General features: G+C 44.1%; 16 protein-coding genes and 1 pseudogene. 16 read left to right on the top strand and 1 reads right to left on the bottom strand.

All coding sequences use genetic code 11. The features are described from left to right. Positions 1 to 116: 116 nt before the first annotated feature. The 16 genes and pseudogenes from NL643_RS15895 to NL643_RS15970 all read left to right on the top strand — a co-directional run. A pseudogene (locus tag NL643_RS15895) lies at positions 117 to 1,061 on the top strand (undecaprenyl-phosphate glucose phosphotransferase); the annotation flags it as partial. Positions 1,062 to 1,071: 10 nt separating this feature from the next. Then, the gene (locus tag NL643_RS15900; protein WP_253644790.1) at positions 1,072 to 2,277 is read left to right on the top strand and encodes an outer membrane beta-barrel protein; all 1,206 of its coding nucleotides are present in this window, start codon (positions 1,072 to 1,074) and stop codon (positions 2,275 to 2,277) included. 33 nt (positions 2,278 to 2,310) lie between these two features. Further along, complete coding sequence (locus NL643_RS15905; protein ID WP_005385846.1) at positions 2,311 to 2,823, top strand: polysaccharide biosynthesis/export family protein; 513 nt, start codon at positions 2,311 to 2,313, stop codon at positions 2,821 to 2,823. A gap of 15 nt (positions 2,824 to 2,838) precedes the next feature. Beyond that, the gene (locus tag NL643_RS15910) at positions 2,839 to 5,019 is read left to right on the top strand and encodes a polysaccharide biosynthesis tyrosine autokinase (RefSeq protein ID WP_253644791.1); all 2,181 of its coding nucleotides are present in this window, start codon (positions 2,839 to 2,841) and stop codon (positions 5,017 to 5,019) included. Beyond that, positions 4,997 to 5,806: a putative capsular polysaccharide synthesis family protein gene (locus tag NL643_RS15915; protein WP_048625326.1), complete on the top strand. Its 810-nt coding sequence runs from the start codon at positions 4,997 to 4,999 to the stop codon at positions 5,804 to 5,806. Before NL643_RS15910 ends, NL643_RS15915 begins: the two co-directional genes overlap by 23 nt. A gap of 2 nt (positions 5,807 to 5,808) precedes the next feature. Then, entirely contained in the window at positions 5,809 to 6,861 is a 1,053-nt protein-coding gene (locus NL643_RS15920; RefSeq protein ID WP_048625327.1) for a glycosyltransferase, read from the top strand. Beyond that, entirely contained in the window at positions 6,827 to 8,080 is a 1,254-nt protein-coding gene (locus tag NL643_RS15925; RefSeq protein WP_253644792.1) for an O-antigen ligase, read from the top strand. The genes NL643_RS15920 and NL643_RS15925 overlap by 35 nt, the downstream gene beginning before the upstream one ends. Positions 8,081 to 8,095: 15 nt before the next feature. After that, positions 8,096 to 8,929: a putative capsular polysaccharide synthesis family protein gene (locus NL643_RS15930; protein ID WP_134645978.1), complete on the top strand. Its 834-nt coding sequence runs from the start codon at positions 8,096 to 8,098 to the stop codon at positions 8,927 to 8,929. Next, complete coding sequence (locus NL643_RS15935) at positions 8,926 to 9,957, top strand: glycosyltransferase family 4 protein (protein WP_182018238.1); 1,032 nt, start codon at positions 8,926 to 8,928, stop codon at positions 9,955 to 9,957. The genes NL643_RS15930 and NL643_RS15935 overlap by 4 nt, the downstream gene beginning before the upstream one ends. Before the next feature lie 8 nt (positions 9,958 to 9,965). Continuing rightward, on the top strand, positions 9,966 to 11,273 hold the full coding sequence (locus NL643_RS15940; RefSeq protein ID WP_048625330.1) for an oligosaccharide flippase family protein: 1,308 nt from the start codon (positions 9,966 to 9,968) through the stop codon (positions 11,271 to 11,273). A 2-nt stretch (positions 11,274 to 11,275) separates the two neighbouring features. Then, the gene (locus NL643_RS15945; protein WP_048625331.1) at positions 11,276 to 11,674 is read left to right on the top strand and encodes a VanZ family protein; all 399 of its coding nucleotides are present in this window, start codon (positions 11,276 to 11,278) and stop codon (positions 11,672 to 11,674) included. A gap of 64 nt (positions 11,675 to 11,738) precedes the next feature. Next, positions 11,739 to 12,059: a N(4)-acetylcytidine aminohydrolase gene (yqfB, locus tag NL643_RS15950; RefSeq protein WP_005392475.1), complete on the top strand. Its 321-nt coding sequence runs from the start codon at positions 11,739 to 11,741 to the stop codon at positions 12,057 to 12,059. A 50-nt stretch (positions 12,060 to 12,109) separates the two neighbouring features. Next, on the top strand, positions 12,110 to 12,709 hold the full coding sequence (locus NL643_RS15955) for a TetR/AcrR family transcriptional regulator (protein ID WP_006742221.1): 600 nt from the start codon (positions 12,110 to 12,112) through the stop codon (positions 12,707 to 12,709). Between the two features lie 149 nt (positions 12,710 to 12,858). Beyond that, entirely contained in the window at positions 12,859 to 13,893 is a 1,035-nt protein-coding gene (locus tag NL643_RS15960; protein WP_048625332.1) for an NADP-dependent oxidoreductase, read from the top strand. A gap of 15 nt (positions 13,894 to 13,908) precedes the next feature. Continuing rightward, the gene (locus NL643_RS15965) at positions 13,909 to 14,526 is read left to right on the top strand and encodes a glutathione S-transferase family protein (RefSeq protein ID WP_048625333.1); all 618 of its coding nucleotides are present in this window, start codon (positions 13,909 to 13,911) and stop codon (positions 14,524 to 14,526) included. Positions 14,527 to 14,815: 289 nt separating this feature from the next. Further along, positions 14,816 to 16,255, top strand: coding sequence for a catalase (locus tag NL643_RS15970; protein ID WP_152813093.1), 1,440 nt, complete (start codon positions 14,816 to 14,818; stop codon positions 16,253 to 16,255). 168 nt (positions 16,256 to 16,423) lie between these two features. Here the strand turns inward: NL643_RS15970 and NL643_RS15975 are convergent, their stop codons facing one another. Beyond that, on the bottom strand, positions 16,424 to 17,302 hold the full coding sequence (locus NL643_RS15975; RefSeq protein WP_048625335.1) for an NAD(P)-dependent oxidoreductase: 879 nt from the start codon (positions 17,300 to 17,302) through the stop codon (positions 16,424 to 16,426). Positions 17,303 to 17,428 lie beyond the last annotated feature (126 nt).

Below are 17,428 nucleotides of genomic sequence, written 5' to 3' on the forward strand. Positions count from 1 at the left end.
TGCTGACGGAAGAAACCAGCTTCAAAGCTGGGATCAAAAGAAAGCAGAAAAAAGCGAACCGTAGCAACAGCTACCTTTCGCAAGTCCTTGCAGGGCAAGGGGTTTCGTAATCTTTCCCTGACGGCATTACCCTTGCTAACGAAATTCAAAACCACACTGAACACGGTGTGCTTTTTGATGGCTTTTACGATGAGCGTTCTTCCGACAGATTGCCAAATTCTGCTTACCCTATTAAAGGGGCAGTTGACCACGCTCTTGAGCGAGCCAAAAAAGGGGAAGTGGATTATGTCTATATCGCAATGCCAATGCACGCAAAAGAACGTATAGCATCGCTTCTTAACCAATTCTCAGACACCACCGCAAATACGTATCTGATTCCCGACTTCTTTACCTATAACCTTTTGCATTCTCGTTGGGCACAAATCGGCCAAGTTCAAACGCTCAGCGTGTTTGATACACCATTTGCTGGAATTTCTTCCTGGGTAAAACGGTTTGAAGACATCTTGTTTTCGAGCATTATTTTAGCCTTGATCTCTCCAGTCCTGCTCACCATTGCGATTGGCATTAAGCTGACCTCTAAAGGTCCGGTCATTTTTAAACAGCATCGTTACGGCCTCGATGGACGCAAGATTGAAGTATGGAAATTCCGTTCAATGACCACTATGGATCAAGGCCCTCACGTGAAACAGGCGACAAAGAACGACCCACGCATTACGCCTTTTGGTGGTTTTCTGCGTCGCACCTCTTTGGACGAACTGCCTCAATTTATCAATGTACTGCAAGGGACCATGTCTATTGTTGGTCCACGTCCTCATGCCGTGGCACACAATGAAGAGTATCGCCAGATTGTTGACCGCTACATGCTACGTCACAAAGTAAAACCGGGCATTACTGGCTGGGCGCAAATTAATGGCTATCGCGGCGAAACAGACACCTTAGAAAAAATGGAAAAGAGAGTCGAGTTTGATTTGGATTACATCCACCACTGGTCTGTTTGGATGGACATCAAAATCATCTTCATGACCGTTTTCAAAGGGTTCACTGGTGCTAACGCTTACTAAGGTTGAGATTATGAAGAAACTGACAATGGCAATAGCATTGAGTCTGTTTTCAACTGGCTTACTCGCAGAACCGATGGCTTACCAAACCGAGTCTGGCATTGAGTTTATTCCCCTCGTAAGAACTTTCTACGAGGGCGATGACAACATCAACAAAGCGGAGGAATCCGGCAATGTAGAATCGGTCAATATTTGGGGTATAGAGCCAAGCTTATTAGCACGTATAGAAAGGAATCGCTATCGCGCAGATATTTTGTACAAGTTGAAAGCAGGTTTTTCATCCGATGACCGCAACGACTTCGACGATCATACCTTTCAGTTTTCCAACTTTTTTGAGTTCAATCATCGTCATCGTTTAGTGGTTGATTATCGTTTTCGCGCCCAGCATGAAATTAGAGGGGAAGACATTACCGAAGGTAATGGTAGCGCAATAGACTCACCAATTGAGTTCAACCGTAACGATATCAAAACCAATTATGTCTTTGGCTCTAACGGTGCAAAAGGCAGACTCGAATTCGGTTTAGGCTACAGTGATAAAACCTATCAAAACTACCGTGACGGCTTGCCTGGGCGCACAAACGCTAAAACAAAATACAACGATTTTCGAGCTCCCAATGCACACTTGGAATTCTATTTAAGGGCGACGCCAAGAACCTATTGGTTAGTTGGGACAAAACAAATAGTAACCGACTATCAGCACCGAAATTCTGCGCAGCCTTCCAAAGATAATAGCACCAGTTTCTATTACACCGGTGCCGAATGGGAAGTAACGGGAAAAACCAAAGGCATCGCTCGACTCGGTTATCAAATCAAAGATTTTGACAGCGCTCAACGAGATACATTTAAAGGCTTCAGTTGGGATATCGGCTTTGAATGGCTGCCTCAAGAACAAACTCTAGTCAGCGTGAAAACCACTCAAGCGGCAGTTAACCCAGATCAAGATGGCGATTACAACCTACAAACTCGTTATCGACTGAACCTCAAGCACGATTGGAATAGTTACCTTGCAACTCGCTTAGGTGCTATTTATCAACAAGATGACTATACGGGGATCACCAGAAACGACGATCGCTACACCCTATCTTTTGGTATCGATTATCAAATTAAACGCTGGATACAGCTGCAAGCCGACTGGCAATACCAAGATAAAACCTCTAACCGACCAGGTTATAGCTTCGAACAGAACATTTGGACTTTAAGCGCACAGTTTTCTCTGTAAAAAGGATTATTAATGAAGGCATTCATCACATTCATGAGTGTAGCGTTGTTGCTATTTAGCACTTTGGTCAACGCTGACTCAAACGAGGAAGATTACTTACTCGACACGGGCGATACCATTTCCGTGCAGGTCTACGGTGAAGAAGATCTTACGATTAAAAATATTCTAATAACGTCAGATGGCTATTTTGATTACCCCTACCTTGGCCGAATCAAAGCAATCAAAAAAACACCGAAACAACTCAAGTACGAAATAGAAACGGGCTTAAAAGGCGATTATCTCATCAACCCAAAAGTGATGGTCACCATCAATAACTTTCGTCTGTTTTATGTCAATGGCGAAGTCAGGAAACCAGGTGGATTTGAATATCGACCAGGATTAACTATCGAAAAGGCCATCGCTTTAGCTGGTGGCTTGACCGACCGAGCCTCACGCAAAGGCATTAACCTCACCAAACATAAAACGGGTCAAACGATGGAAGGGGTCAGTATGCACCGCAACGTGGAACCTGGTGACATTGTATTTATTGACCAGAGCTTCTTTTAAGTGACAGGGAATCAAATGAACGGGACTCATCCAAATAATCTCCAGATGAACAAAGTAGAACTGATTCGTTTTGGTCATCACTTTAAAGCGATTAAAAAGAATTGGCTAAGCATCGCAGCTTTCACGCTTCTGTTTTCATTAACTTGTACTTGGTATATCTACTCCAAAGCATCGATATACCAAGCTACAGCAACGCTACTCATCCAAGAAGAGCAAAAAAGCGCCCTTTCAATCGAGGAAGTATATGGCGTCGACACGACAAAAAAAGAGTACTTTCAAACGCAAATCGCTATTTTAAAATCGAATCATATCGCAGATAAGGTCATTAGAGAGCTGAACCTAACTCAACTACCGGAGTTCACACGCTCAGGTGGATTAAATCAAAAGATCGACCAAATAAAGTCGATCCCTTTTGTTCAAGACCTACTGAATGTGGCACCAAGCCCAAAAGAAACTGCCCAGTTTTCAGAGTCCTATTATCAAGCGCTTCAAGCTTTCAGAAGTAAACTCGATATTGAGCCAGTACGTAACACCCAATTAGTCAGAATTCGCTTTCGTTCTACCGATCCTAAGCTTGCAACGACAATCGCTAACGCGGTCGGCCAAGCCTACATTGACGCAAATTTTGAAGCCAAATTGGTCGTTACACAAAATGCGGCCACTTGGTTGACAAATAACTCACAAAAATTGGAGGAGCGATTACGTAACTCTGAGCAAGCGCTGCAAGAGTTCTTGTTAAAAGAAGGGTTGATCGATATAAACGGTATTGATGAAATTTACGCCAATGAGCTAGAAGAACTCACTCGCAAGCTAAATATCGCTGTTAATAAGCGCATTGAAGCGCAGACGTTAATCCAACTGTTAAGACGTAAATCTTCACAAAGTTTAGACAGCTTGCTGTCAATTGATGAATTCGCTAATCAAGCGCAGATCCGCGACCTAAAATTATCGGAAGCCCAAGCAGCCAAAAATCTCTCTGAGCTGGCACAGCGCTACGGCCCCAAGCATGACCGAATGATTCAGGCGAAAGCGCAGCTTGCTGAAATTCAAGCAAGAACCCAGCAACTCATTCGTGACATTTCCTTTAGCAAACAACAAGACCTTCTTGCTGCAAAAGCGCAAGAGGACATGATTAGAGCAGAACTCGATAACAAAAAGGCCGATTTCCAATCGTTAGGGTCACAAAAAGCGCGTTACGAACAGTTAAAACGCGAGGTTGAATCCAATAAGGCACTCTATGAAGCGTTCTTAAATCGTGAGAAAGAGACCAACGCCACCAGCGACTACAAAAATGTCACTGCACGTTTTACTGACAAAGCCATCATCCCTCTATTTCCGGTAGCACCGCAACGAATCAAACTGGTACTGATTGCCACATTTTTTGGCTTTGCCATTGCTTGCGCTCTGGTCATCATCTTAGAAACGATGCGAGAAGTTATCCGAAGCACAGCCGATGTGCAGGAAAAACTTGGTGTTACGTGTTTAGGTGTGATTCCTATGGTCAAAAAACGCAATTTGCGTAAAAACGGCGTCAGTTATACCGCATATTTAGATGATGAAGAAAAGCTATTTAGTGAAGCTTGCCGCTCCGTCAGAACCTCGCTTCTGCTCAGATTAACCAACACGAAGCAAAAGATATTGCCCTTTACCTCTGCTATTCCAGAAGAAGGAAAAACATCGACCAGTATCAATATGGCGGTGTCGTTTTCAAAAATGGAAAAGGTATTGATCATCGACTGCGATTTACGCCGACCTTCCATCGCAAAACGGTTTGGTATTGCTGAATCAAGCCCAGGCTTAACGCATATCCTGACTATGGATACGCCAATCAAAGATTGTGTTACACATATAAAAGAAGCCAACTTAGATGTATTACCAGCAGGCCTAATTCCGCCAAACCCACAGGAACTGCTAGCTTCTGATCGCTTTAAAAAGTTGCTCGAACATTTTCAAAATAAGTATGACCGGATCATTATCGATACACCGCCCCTACTGTCAGTGAGTGATGCACTTATTCTTGGTCAGTATGCCAATGGTCTGATTACCGTCATTCGCTCAGAATCGACAAAATCATCACTGGTTAACCTTGCGTTATCTAAACAAATACAACACTCAGTTCCATCTCTTGGCGTCTTAATCACACAAGCCAAGACTAAGGAAGGAGAAACGCTTTATGTCCAGAAATACGCCTACTAACTCAAACGCATCTTGGTACCAAACGTTGAAAAGCCAAGAACAACCGGTATTGATCTATCAAATGGGCAAAGTAGGTTCGAGTGCATTAGAGCATTCCATTCCTAACTCGGTTCACTTGCACGATCTCATGACTGTCGATGCGAAAAAACAGATATCCCCTGTCAGAGCGCAATTGCATAAACCTCAGATCAACGCGTTAAAGCGACGACTAAAGCGCATAGCGATGAGCCGTATGTTAAGGCGCAAGAAAAAAGTTCGAATTATCTCACTGGTGCGTGAACCGATCGGACGAAATGTTTCAATGTTCTTTCAAGCACTTCCGTTTTGGATGGCGGACAAATACCTAAAAGATGATAGCGCAATCCGTACTGAACGCCCGCAGTTACTCCAAGAGGCATTTGATAAGCACATGAATCATCAATATGCGCTGCAGTGGTTTGACAACGAAATCAAACAACTAACAGGGATTGATGTGTTTAACGAACCTTTTAATCACGAAGTAGGCTATCAAACATACCACAACAACAACTTCTCACTATTGGTCATTCGAAGTGACAAGCTAGCGAAGGCTAACTCCGCAGTTGAAGACTTTTTAGGTTACCCCGTGGATGTTGTCTATGAAAATCAATCAGACAACAAATGGTACTCGCCACTAATGAAAGAATTCAAAACGCAATTTCAACCTACGCCCGAGTACGTTGAAGAAATGCTGAATTCTAAATTGACGAAGCACTTTTTCTCAAATGCAGAAATCACCGACCTTAAACAGCAATATCTGACCAATTAATCATGAAAACCAAGATTCTACATATTATTAATGATCTTTCTCAGAACGGCGGTGCTCAAAAGTTCTTAGTCGACCTTGTTTTAGAACATAAGCCTGAATACGAAATCAAAATTTTGGTCTTGTGTGATGAAAATGATTACTTACCAATGCTATCCGCCAAAGGGATAGAGTGTTTTAACTGGCGCACTTTGTCATTGAGTGAGAAATTCTCTTTGCTGCGTTGGCCGCATGTCGTTCACGGGCACCTCTACCCTTCCATTTACCTAGCGCTATTGGCAGTAGGTAAAAAACGAATCCAGACTGAGCACTGTTCTTACAACCGTCGACGTGACTATCCGCTGTTTAAGTTCATGGAGTACGTCTTATATTGGGGCCACGACTTGACGGTCAGTATTAGTGAAAAAGTACAAGATGAACTGGTGAAGTTCATGCCTCGCTACCAACATAAATATCACGTGGTGCACAATGGCGTTGATTTAAAAAGGTTTTCTATGACGCCAAGATACGCCAGCCACCTAATCGACAAACCAGTTATCAAGATTGGAATGGTGGGCCGACTTCATCAACATAAAGATCATGAAACGCTTATCCAAGCACTTGTCCATTTACCGAGACGATACGAGCTCCATCTTGCTGGAGATGGCGAAAAAAAATCGTCACTGCAAGCGTTGGCAACAAAGCTAAACGTCACGCAACGTGTTCACTTTCATGGGGTAGTTTCTGATGTTCCAGCGTTTTTGAACGACATGGACATTTACGTGCAATCATCGCATGTCGAAGGCTTTGGCTTGGCGGCGGTTGAGGCCATGGCAGCAGGCTTACCCGTATTATCATCGGACGTACCCGGCTTGGATGACATCACCGGACGTGCCGAATATTTATTTCAGGTTGGTAACTCAAATGAGCTGAGCCAGAAAGTGCTCCAGCTGTGTGAAAGTGTTGAGCGGTATGACGCTGCAAGTCAATACTCAGTCAATAGGGCCTCTCTCTACACCATCGATAAATTTCGTGAAGGTTACTATGGAATCTACCAGCAGCTTTGCGCCAACAAATAGTTCCGCGCCATCGAGCCACCGAGCCTCATGGTTTGCGGCATGCCTACTGGCATTATTCTTTATTCCCATGAAGTTTCGTGCTGGAGGAGTTGCACTAGCACCTTCAGACATCCTAAGTCTTTTGTCCATTGGTTTTACTGCATTAGTGGTATTGGAAGGAAAAGCTGAAAAACTCATGCATCCCTGCATGGGGTTCCTTGTACTGTTCACTGGGTATGTGTTCTTAAATGGCCTGCTAAATCGCGTCCCCTTAATGCCGCTAGTTATAGAAACCGTGCAATGGCTGGCGATTCTCTGCTTGCTTAGCCTAATGTACGCCTATGGCGTGTTTGATGATGAAAGGGTTATGGTTTATTTCACTTACCTGCTGTTTTTGATCTGCACGCTCGTTGCCTTATGGCACTTTGCTCAGGGATATCAAAGCGGGTTTAAGTTACTCGGAGTGAGTAAATACGGGTTCGGTGTACTTTGCTCACTACTATACCTTTATCGGGATAAAATTCGCGCTTTCCACCTTTTGATGCTCGTCGCTTTGATATTACTGGTGTTGTCGCAAGAAAGAAAAGCACTACTTGGTTTTTGTCTGCTTTTCTTCTTTGACCAGCTGCTCGTAAAAAACCTGATGAGAAAATCGCTTAATGAAACGTACACGTGGACGATTTTATTAGCCTTAAGCTTCATTGTGTTTACTGCAATCACAACCACACTCTACGTTGGATTTGAAACGCTAGCGGACACATTGGAAATAACCCAAGAAGACGTCTTATTTGCCAACCAAAGTGAAGCACGCTGGGTATCGAATCTTCATAGAAAGCTATTACTTGCCAATGGGCTAGATATTTTACTTCAACACCCGGTGTTAGGTGTCGGCGCGAAAATGTTACCCAACTTTATGATCAGTTACTTTAACTATGATGAGCTGGCGATCTACACCCACAACTTTGTGTTAGATACCGCAATTGAATACGGGTTGCTCGGTATCGCCCTATTATTTGGTGGTTATTTTCTTTTTATTCGCTTTTGCTTCCGTAGTCTCAATGACAACAGAAAAAGCCTCTTACTCGCGATATACGCCCTCATCATGGTGTTCTTCGTTGCGGTAAATACCACCATCATTTTAATACTCTTATTACCCGTCATGATAAGCATGAGCCGCGAGTCAAAGGTCAACACCATTGCTCATACTTTTCCGGTAAACCATCACCACGAATTTGAATAATCAAGGATAGGATAGATGAAGTATTCAATCTCTCGACAATTTGAAAAGAACCGAGAACTCCAAGCTGACAATTTTGTTTTAGTTTACCAAATGGGCAAAGTTGGCTCATCGTCAATTGAGCACACGCTGGGAGAAAGAAATATCCCAAGCTATCACATCCACACCTTTGATGATCACGAAGAATTTCACATGTATCACAATAAAAAAGACGTGAGTAAATTTTTCGATTTCAAAAACCGTGCGCTCTACCGCTTAGTGCTCAAGCAACGAAAACGTATCTTACAAAAACGCGAACAGATCAAAATCGTCACACTGGTCCGTGATCCAATCGCAACTGTCTTTTCTCGTTTCTTTCAAGACCTCCATTTGCAATTTATCGAAGGCAAAAAGAATGATGCAATTCACCGAGATATGGCAGTCACGTATCAGCACCTCGAACATTGTTTCGATAACTATATCAATCTCAACTATTTTGCGAACTGGTTCGACAACGAGTTAAAGCGTAATTTCAATATCGATGTGATGCGCCAAGAACTGGACAACACTCAACCTTTCTTCACATTCAAGAACGAGCAAGCCAACGTCATGCTAATCAAATGCGAAAAGCTAAGCTCTCTCGATAAAGAAATTGGTGAGTTTCTCGGGCTGCAAGACTTCGTGCTGAAAAACAGCAATGAAGCGAAAAACAAGTGGTACTCCAATATCCACCAGCACTTTAAGCATCACTACGACTTTTCAAAGCTGTTCTATATGTACGATCTTCCCTTATATCGCCACGTTTATTCAGAACAAGAACGTGATGCTTTCAAGCATAAATGGATGCAGACATCAGGAACAAAATCATCATGAAAAAAGTGCTCCATATTACAGAAGCCTTCGGAGGTGGCGTTCAAACCGCCCTCTATAGTTATGCTCACTCCTCTCGAGATGAGCCCTATCAACATTTTTTGCTAGCCAGAGCTCGAGAAAACGACTTAACCAATGAAAACAACCATCATATTTTCACACAGACCAAATGGGTGGAAGGCGGCTTACTTCAATTTGTTCGCGATGCAAACCACATGATTGCATCACTTGCGCCTGACGTTGTGCATTTGCACTCGAGTAAAGCGGGATTTCTCGGGCGATTTCTAAAACTTGGCAAGGCACGCTTGGTTTATACGCCGCACTGTTATGCTTTCGAACGTGAAGATATCTCCGAATTCGCGCGCCAGCTCTATAAAGCGCTAGAGAAAGTAAAACTAAGCAAAATTGATGTGGTGGCAGGCTGTAGCCAACGAGAATGTGACTTGGCGATTAGTATTGGCGCGAAACGTGCTGAACTGCTCAACAACTACGTGTCCTATCAAAGTGAAGAGCGTTTATTGCGAAACAGACAAGAAGCGCTGCGACTTGTTGTGCTTGGTCGTGTCGCGCCCCAAAAGGATCCGCAATTTCTCATCGACACATTGCAACACCTTAATCGATATGCGCTTAACCGCCCATTAGATATCACTTGGATAGGTGGCGGTGACCACACACTCGAACAAAAATTGCGTACAGAAAATGTGGATGTGACTGGCATGTTGCCTCGTGATGAAGTGGTTAAAAAGCTCAAGGGTTCAGACCTTTACTTACATACTGCAGCATGGGAAGGGATGCCGTTAACTATTCTAGAAGCAGCCAAATTACATCTTCCTATGGTGATTCGAACTATCGGCGCGACCCAAGATCTAAACTACCCATTTTTAGCGCTAACACCTGAAGAAATGGCCAAGCAGATCGCGCACTGTGTCAATCATTATGATGAAATTGATTTTTGCCAATATACAACAGCGTTAAACGACGCCTTCAGTGAAGAAAAACAGCGCCTCGCACTCAATAATATTTACGGTTAAATACCTCTATGTTTCACACTATTCAACAAAAATTACTGTTGATGCCCAGCGGTAAAAAAAGCTTGCTATCTACTGGATTGAAAACCGCAATCACGCGTGTGTTGAGTGCGCTATTTGCTTTTTTACTGACACTGATTGTATCGAAGGCCAGTGACGCTTCGACTTCCGGTCAATTTTTCTTTTTATTCAACCTAGTCTCACTACTCGCGATCGTTTCTCAGCTAGGTTTTGATGTCTCATTAGTTCGCTACAATGCGATCGCCTTTAACAACAAAGAGACACTTCAACAAAGCCACAACTATAAAACGGCACTTTATCGAAGTATGGCGTTTTGCTTGCTAGCCATTGCCGTTTTGTTGGTAGGATTTAATCTGTTTCCTGAACAGCTAAACCAGACCCAATCGCCAATGCATGCGATTACTTTAGGCTTGTTCTGCATACCGTTTTTGGTGCTTGCACAGACCAACAGTCGTGTGCTTCAAGCATGTAGAAAGATCGTGTCATCACTGTTTGCTTTACAGCTTGGCGTGAGTATGTTGATGGTCTTTTTTGTCTTTGGCTTGGACTATATCGGTCAGCAAAATATCAACAATCTGATGACCGCACTGCTTCTGGCGAGTATGAGCGTCGCGGTAATATCCAGTGTTAATTGGCTAGGTTCAGGTCAGTATCAGACATCGGCTTTCGTACCAAACAAAAAAATGATCGCTTCTGCCAAGCAAGTCTGGATTGGCAGTATCTTCACGAACGTTCTTCAATGGGGAAGCCTTGTCATTGCGGGCTTTTTTATCTCAACAGCGGAACTCGGTCTATTAGCTGCAGCTCAACGTACATCACTACTGATTGGCTTTGTGCTGATTACCATTAACTTTGTGGTCGCCCCTATGTTTGCCTCTCTCTACAAAGAACGCCAAATGATCAAACTGCAAAGCCTGAGCCGTTTAGCTTGCCGAGCCAACGTTGGTTTGGCCATTGTGCCCGTGATTATTTGCACTCTATTCCCAGAGTTTGTGATGCGGTTTTTTGGTGAAGAGTTTCTTGCTGCTGCGCCACTGTTAGTCGTCCTGTCTTTAGGGCAGTTAGTCAATGTTGCGACTGGCTCTGTAGGGTTTTTATTACTCATGAGCGGTCACGAAAGAACCATGAAATACATTACAATTTCCTCCGGCACAATCTCTATCTGCTTGCTCATTGCGCTTTGCCAAACGTTCGGTGTTATTGGTGCAGCATGGGCGATGGCAATTGGCATGGCAATTCAGAATCTAGCAGCGTTGTACTTTGTAAAACGTTACTTAGGCTTCTTTCCAATAGGTTAATTATGGTTTCAATACTGACACGGATGAGTTTTGTTTTCGTTCTGGTGCTTACGGCTTCACTCTCTTTATGGAAAAGCTCTGACTTACACCATGCCACTTACCTGCAAATGGAAACCTACTTAGGTGGATCGAGTACGCTTCACTTTACCTTCAGTTTATTGATCGGCTTTTTATCGGTCTTCACCTTCCCCTCTTTGGTAAGCTCAAGTAAAGCCGACGTCTTTGGCATCCGCCTTTTGCTACTGCTGTTGGCTATCGTTTCAATGGAAGAAATAAGCCAACTTTTTATTCCAAGTCGCTCATTTAGTTTCGATGATCTCAGTACCAACTGGATAGGCATTATCTTGGGTTACTTTAGTGCCAAGTTGATTCGCGTCCTGCGCACTCGCTCGTTCTCTTGAAATAAGCACCTCAAGGTTATTTGGGTATATAATTACGCCAAACAATCAGACTAACGAGTACATCATGTCATCCCACCCAACCAAGATTACCTTTTTTGAATTCTTAACCCCGTTGATCACATCAGGCAAAAAAACGATTACGATTCGAGATGAATCAGAAAGTCACTACGTTCCAAATACAGAGGTCGAAGTTTTTACGCTAGAGACGGATCGTAAAGTCTGCAACATCAAAATACGCTCTGTAGAACCACTCAACTTTGAAGATATCAATGAGTTTCATGCTGAACAAGAAGCCATCGAACTGCCAAAACTCAAGCAGTTAATTCGAGAAATCTACCCAAACACCGACACGCTATTTGTGATTGAGTACGAGCTAATCAAATAACCCACAACAAAAACTAGACGACTGGTCTAATTCATTCTATAGTACGCTTCATGAACGCAAAGACGAACGACACACGCCAACATATTCTCGACGTCGGATACGAGTTAATCGTAAACCGAGGGTTTACGAGTGTTGGCCTTTCAGAGCTTTTAAAAAAGGCCGCGGTGCCGAAAGGCTCGTTTTATCATTACTTCAAATCCAAAGAACAATTTGGTGAAGCGATGATTCAAGACTACTTTACTAAGTATTTTGAGCGTTTAAACGCACGCTTTACCAATACCGATCTGAATGGCTACCAACGCCTAATGAGCTACTTTGAAGAAATGGTCAAAGTAGAAGACGACGTATGTAATGCGAACAAATGTTTGTTGGTCAAGTTAAGTGCGGAAGTCTCCGATCTCTCAGAGTCCATGCGTCTAGCGTTACGCCAAGGTGCAGACAAAACCATTCAAGCAATGGCGGATTGCATTGACGTAGGCATTCAAGATGGCTCTATCCCAAATGGTGACAGTGCTTTATTGGCAAGGCAGATATACTACCTTTGGAACGGCGCAAGCTTGCTGAACAAACTGTATCAAGATCAGGCAGCATTAACGCAAAGTCTGACCTATACTCAACATCTACTGCAAAACACGCGAACTTGCCCATAGTAGGTAGCGTAAAAGTAAGATGAACACCCTACATGTGTTTCACAGTTGGTAATAACTCCTGTGATTGCACAATACACCTTCCCGCTCTATGAGCGGGATATTTTGAAATCAAAACTAGACGACCGGTCTAATCAATAAGTGAGATAAATATGACTAACGCAACAAATCGCAGAATCGTACTCGCGTCACGTCCCCATGGTGCACCAACAAAAGAAAACTTTCGTCTAGAAGAAGTGGCGAAACCGACTCCTCAAGATGGTGAGATGCTACTGAGAACCGTTTATTTATCTCTCGACCCATACATGCGCGGTCGCATGAGCGATGCCGAGTCATACGCCGATCCTGTTGCGGTTGATGACGTAATGATCGCTGGCACAGTTTGTCAGGTAGAAGCATCGAACCACCCAGATTATGAAGCGGGTGAATGGGTTCTTGCATACACTGTTGGCTGGCAAGACTACGCGCTCTCAACTGGTGAGATGGTAATTAAACTAGGCAAAGAACCACAAAACCCATCATACGCTCTAGGTGTTGCTGGCATGCCAGGTTTTACCGCGTATATGGGCTTGCTCGATATCGGTCAACCAAAACCAGGTGAAACCATTGTGGTAGCAGCCGCGACAGGCCCTGTGGGCGCGACCGTTGGTCAAATTGGCAAAATCAAAGGTTGCCGAGTTGTTGGTATTGCAGGCGGAGAAGAAAAGTGCCGTTACGCCAAAGAAGTCCTTGGCTTCGATGAATGTATCGATCACAAAGCTGACGACTTTGCAGAACAGTTGAAAAACGCCTGTGATCAAGGTATCGATGTTTACTTCGAAAACGTAGGTGGCAAAGTATTCGAAGCTGTAATGCCACTTCTGAATACCAGCGCACGTATCCCACTTTGTGGTTTGATTTCTCAGTACAACGCAACAGAACTGCCTGAAGGTACCGACCATCTTCCATTATTAATGGGTAAGCTGCTGACTAAACGAATCAAGGTGCAAGGCTTCATCATTTTTGATGACTACGGACATCGTTACGGTGAATTTGCGCAAGATATTAATCAATGGTTGGCAGAAGAAAAGATCCAATACCGTGAACATCTAGTACAAGGACTGGAGAATGCACCAGAAGCATTTATCGGTCTGTTGGAAGGTAAGAACTTCGGCAAGCTTGTAGTACAGATTAACGACCCATTATAAGGAAGGGATAAATAAATGATTAAACTTCACCATCTCAATCAGTCTCGCTCAAAGCGCATCATTTGGTTACTTGAAGAGCTAAATGTGGATTACGAAATCATGCCTTATGTTCGTGACAAAGTGACCTTCATGGCACCGCCTGAGCTAAAGAGCGTTCATCCGCTCGGTAAATCGCCCCTGCTTGAAGATGATGGCGAGTTCATCATTGAATCTGGCGCGATGACCGAATATTTGATTGAGAAGTACAGTGATGGTGCGTTGGCTCCTGAGCGTGGGACGAAGGCGCACACTGAGTACCTGCAATGGATGCACTTTGCTGAAAGTTCAGCAATCTTACCAATGTTGTTAAAAATCTTTATTAGCAAAGAGCCAAACGAAACTCAATTTCTATCAGGCTATGCTGACAAAGAAGCGATGAACGTTCTGGGTTATTTCGAGCAATCGCTAGAAGGCAAAACTTACCTAGTAGAAGAACGTTTAACTGGCGCAGACATCATGATGTCATTTATTGTCGAGCTCGTGCATAAGTTCGGTTTGGCTGGTCACTTCCCGAATATTGAGCGTTATGGAAAACAACTCGCAACGCATCCAGCGTTTGAAAAAGCTGAGCAAATTGAAGTGAAGTACTCCTAATCATTCCGCCCCTTTGATGTTCAATAAAGCGATATCAAAGGGGCGATTTCCGACGTTAGCCTTGTCAACAAAGCGCAATTCATGCAAATGCCAGCGTGCTCTTTTTACCCTTTTCGCCAATACGTTAATAAACCAATCATAAAAATCAGCTAAGAATTTGATTCTAAGTTACTTTTCATCATCGTTCCCACCTATTGAATTGATAAGCAGTATCAGTTTTTGCTTCCAGCTTTTCCGTAATAATCTTCTCTTCAGTTGCTAAGGTATTGATCCCTGGAGGGGAAGAAAAATGACAAATAAGAAATTAACCACCGCCGCAGGCTGTCCTGTCGCCCATAATCAAAATGTGATGACTGCAGGTCCTCGTGGTCCCCAACTACTGCAAGACGTTTGGTTCCTTGAAAAACTGGCACACTTTGATCGTGAAGTGATTCCTGAGCGTCGTATGCACGCCAAAGGCTCAGGCGCTTACGGCACCTTTACTGTGACTCATGATATCACCAAATACACGCGCGCGAAGATCTTCTCGGAGATTGGTAAAAAGACCGAACTATTTGCTCGCTTTACCACCGTTGCGGGGGAGCGCGGTGCCGCCGATGCAGAGCGCGACATCCGTGGTTTTGCGCTAAAGTTTTACACCGAAGAAGGCAACTGGGACTTGGTTGGTAACAACACGCCAGTGTTCTTCCTCCGTGATCCACTAAAATTTCCAGATCTAAACCACGCGGTGAAACGCGATCCACGCACCAACATGCGCAGCTCGACAAACAACTGGGATTTTTGGACATCACTACCAGAAGCATTCCACCAAGTTACGATCGTTATGAGTGATCGTGGTATTCCAGCGTCTTACCGTCATATGCACGGCTTCGGTAGCCACACATTCAGCTTTATCAACGCAGAAAACGAACGTTACTGGGTGAAATTCCACTTTAAAACTCAGCAAGGCATCAAAAACCTGACTGACCAAGAAGCAGAAGCGATCGTAGGTAAAGACCGCGAAAGCCATCACCGTGACCTTTACGAAGCGATTGAGCGTCAAGACTTCCCTAAATGGAAGATGTACGTACAGATCATGCCTGAGCTAGAAGCGGATGAAGTGAACTTTAACCCGTTCGATCTAACAAAAGTATGGTCACAAAAAGATTATCCATTGATCCCAGTAGGCGAGTTTGAACTGAACCGTAACCCAGAAAATTTCTATGCGGAAGTTGAGCAATCCGCGTTTAACCCGGCAGCTATCGTTCCTGGAATTGGCTTCTCACCAGACAAAATGCTGCAAGGCCGTCTGTTTGCATACGGAGACGCGCAGCGTTACCGCCTAGGTGTAAACCATCACCAAATTCCAGTTAACACGCCTCGTTGTCCGGTACACAGCTACCACCGCGATGGCGCAATGCGCGTTGATGGCAACTTTGGTTCCACACTAGGTTACGAGCCAAACTACAAACAAGAATGGGCAGAGCAACCAGATTACTCTGAGCCACCTCTACGCATCAACGGCAATGCTGATCATTACGATCACCGTGTAGACGAAGACTACTTCAGCCAAGCGGGTGACCTATTCCGTCTTATGAGCGAAGAACAGCGTCAAACTCTATTCGACAACACCGCTCGTGCAATGGATGGTGTGCCAGACTTCATCAAAGAACGTCACGTTAACCACGCCTACCAAGCGGACGAAGCTTACGGCAAAGGCCTTGAGATTGCGCTAGGCTTAAACAAGTAAACGGACACTGCACCAGCAAATGCTGTGATAAGAAGACATAAAAAAGGAGGTGCCCCACAAAGCACCTCCTAATTCAAGTTCGTTAATCACACACTAATGTTCAAGGGGAGCGATCATGATCAACTTAAATTTCTTCAAGCTCTTTGATACCAAAGAACTGTTTATCTACTACTGATTCTTAGCAACGGCTTTAATCAGAACAGACGTATCCATGCGGCCTAAACCATCGCGTTGAAGGTCAGCGTATTGCTCATCCACTTTCTTAGTCAGTGGAAGCTCTAGACCCACTCGCTCTGCTTCTTGCAGACAGAAGCCTAAGTCTTTGCGCATCCAATCAATCGCGAATCCAAAATCAAACTTATCTTCCGCCATCGTCTTGGCGCGGTTTTCCATTTGCCATGACCCTGCAGCACCGTGCTTGAGTGTTTCAACTACTTGTTCAATATCCAAACCGGATTTCTGCGCGAGTAACAACGCTTCGCTCAAGCCTTGAAGCACGCCACCAATACAGATTTGGTTTACCATCTTACAACGTTGACCTTGGCCATTTTCACCCAGAAGCGTCATTTGCTTTGCATATACGTCCATCGCTGGAGACACACGATCAAAAATGTCCTGCTCGCCACCACACATGATGGTTAGTACACCGTTTTCTGCGCCTGCTTGACCACCAGATACCGGAGCATCAATGAAGTGATTGCCATATTTGGTACAAGCATCGGCCAATTCAACAGCTAAATCAGCGGAAGTCGTGGTGTGATCAACCAGTACTGCGCCTGCTTTTAGACCGACTAGAATGCCTTCTTCACCGTATACAACGCTACGCACGTCATCGTCATTACCGACACAAGTAAATACGATATCGCAACCCTCTGCCGCATCTCGCGGTGTCTCACACGCAATGCCGTTGTATTCTGCAGCCCATTTATCAGCTTTGGCTTTGGTGCGGTTGTATACTTTGGTTTCATATCCCGCTTTGCTCAAATAGCCCGCCATTGGGTAACCCATAACACCCAAACCAATAAATGCTACTCGTTGTTTTTCCATTGCACGCTTCCCTTAGTTCACCTGACTGAAATGTTTTGTAACATGCTACTAAAGAATTGAAAACATTACTCGTAATTTATCCTTCACTCGCGGCACAAATAAAAGCGAACCGCGATGTTGGAGTAA

This window comes from Vibrio sp. Y42_MX_L11 (assembly GCF_024181785.1).
Taxonomy (GTDB): domain Bacteria; phylum Pseudomonadota; class Gammaproteobacteria; order Enterobacterales; family Vibrionaceae; genus Vibrio; species Vibrio diabolicus.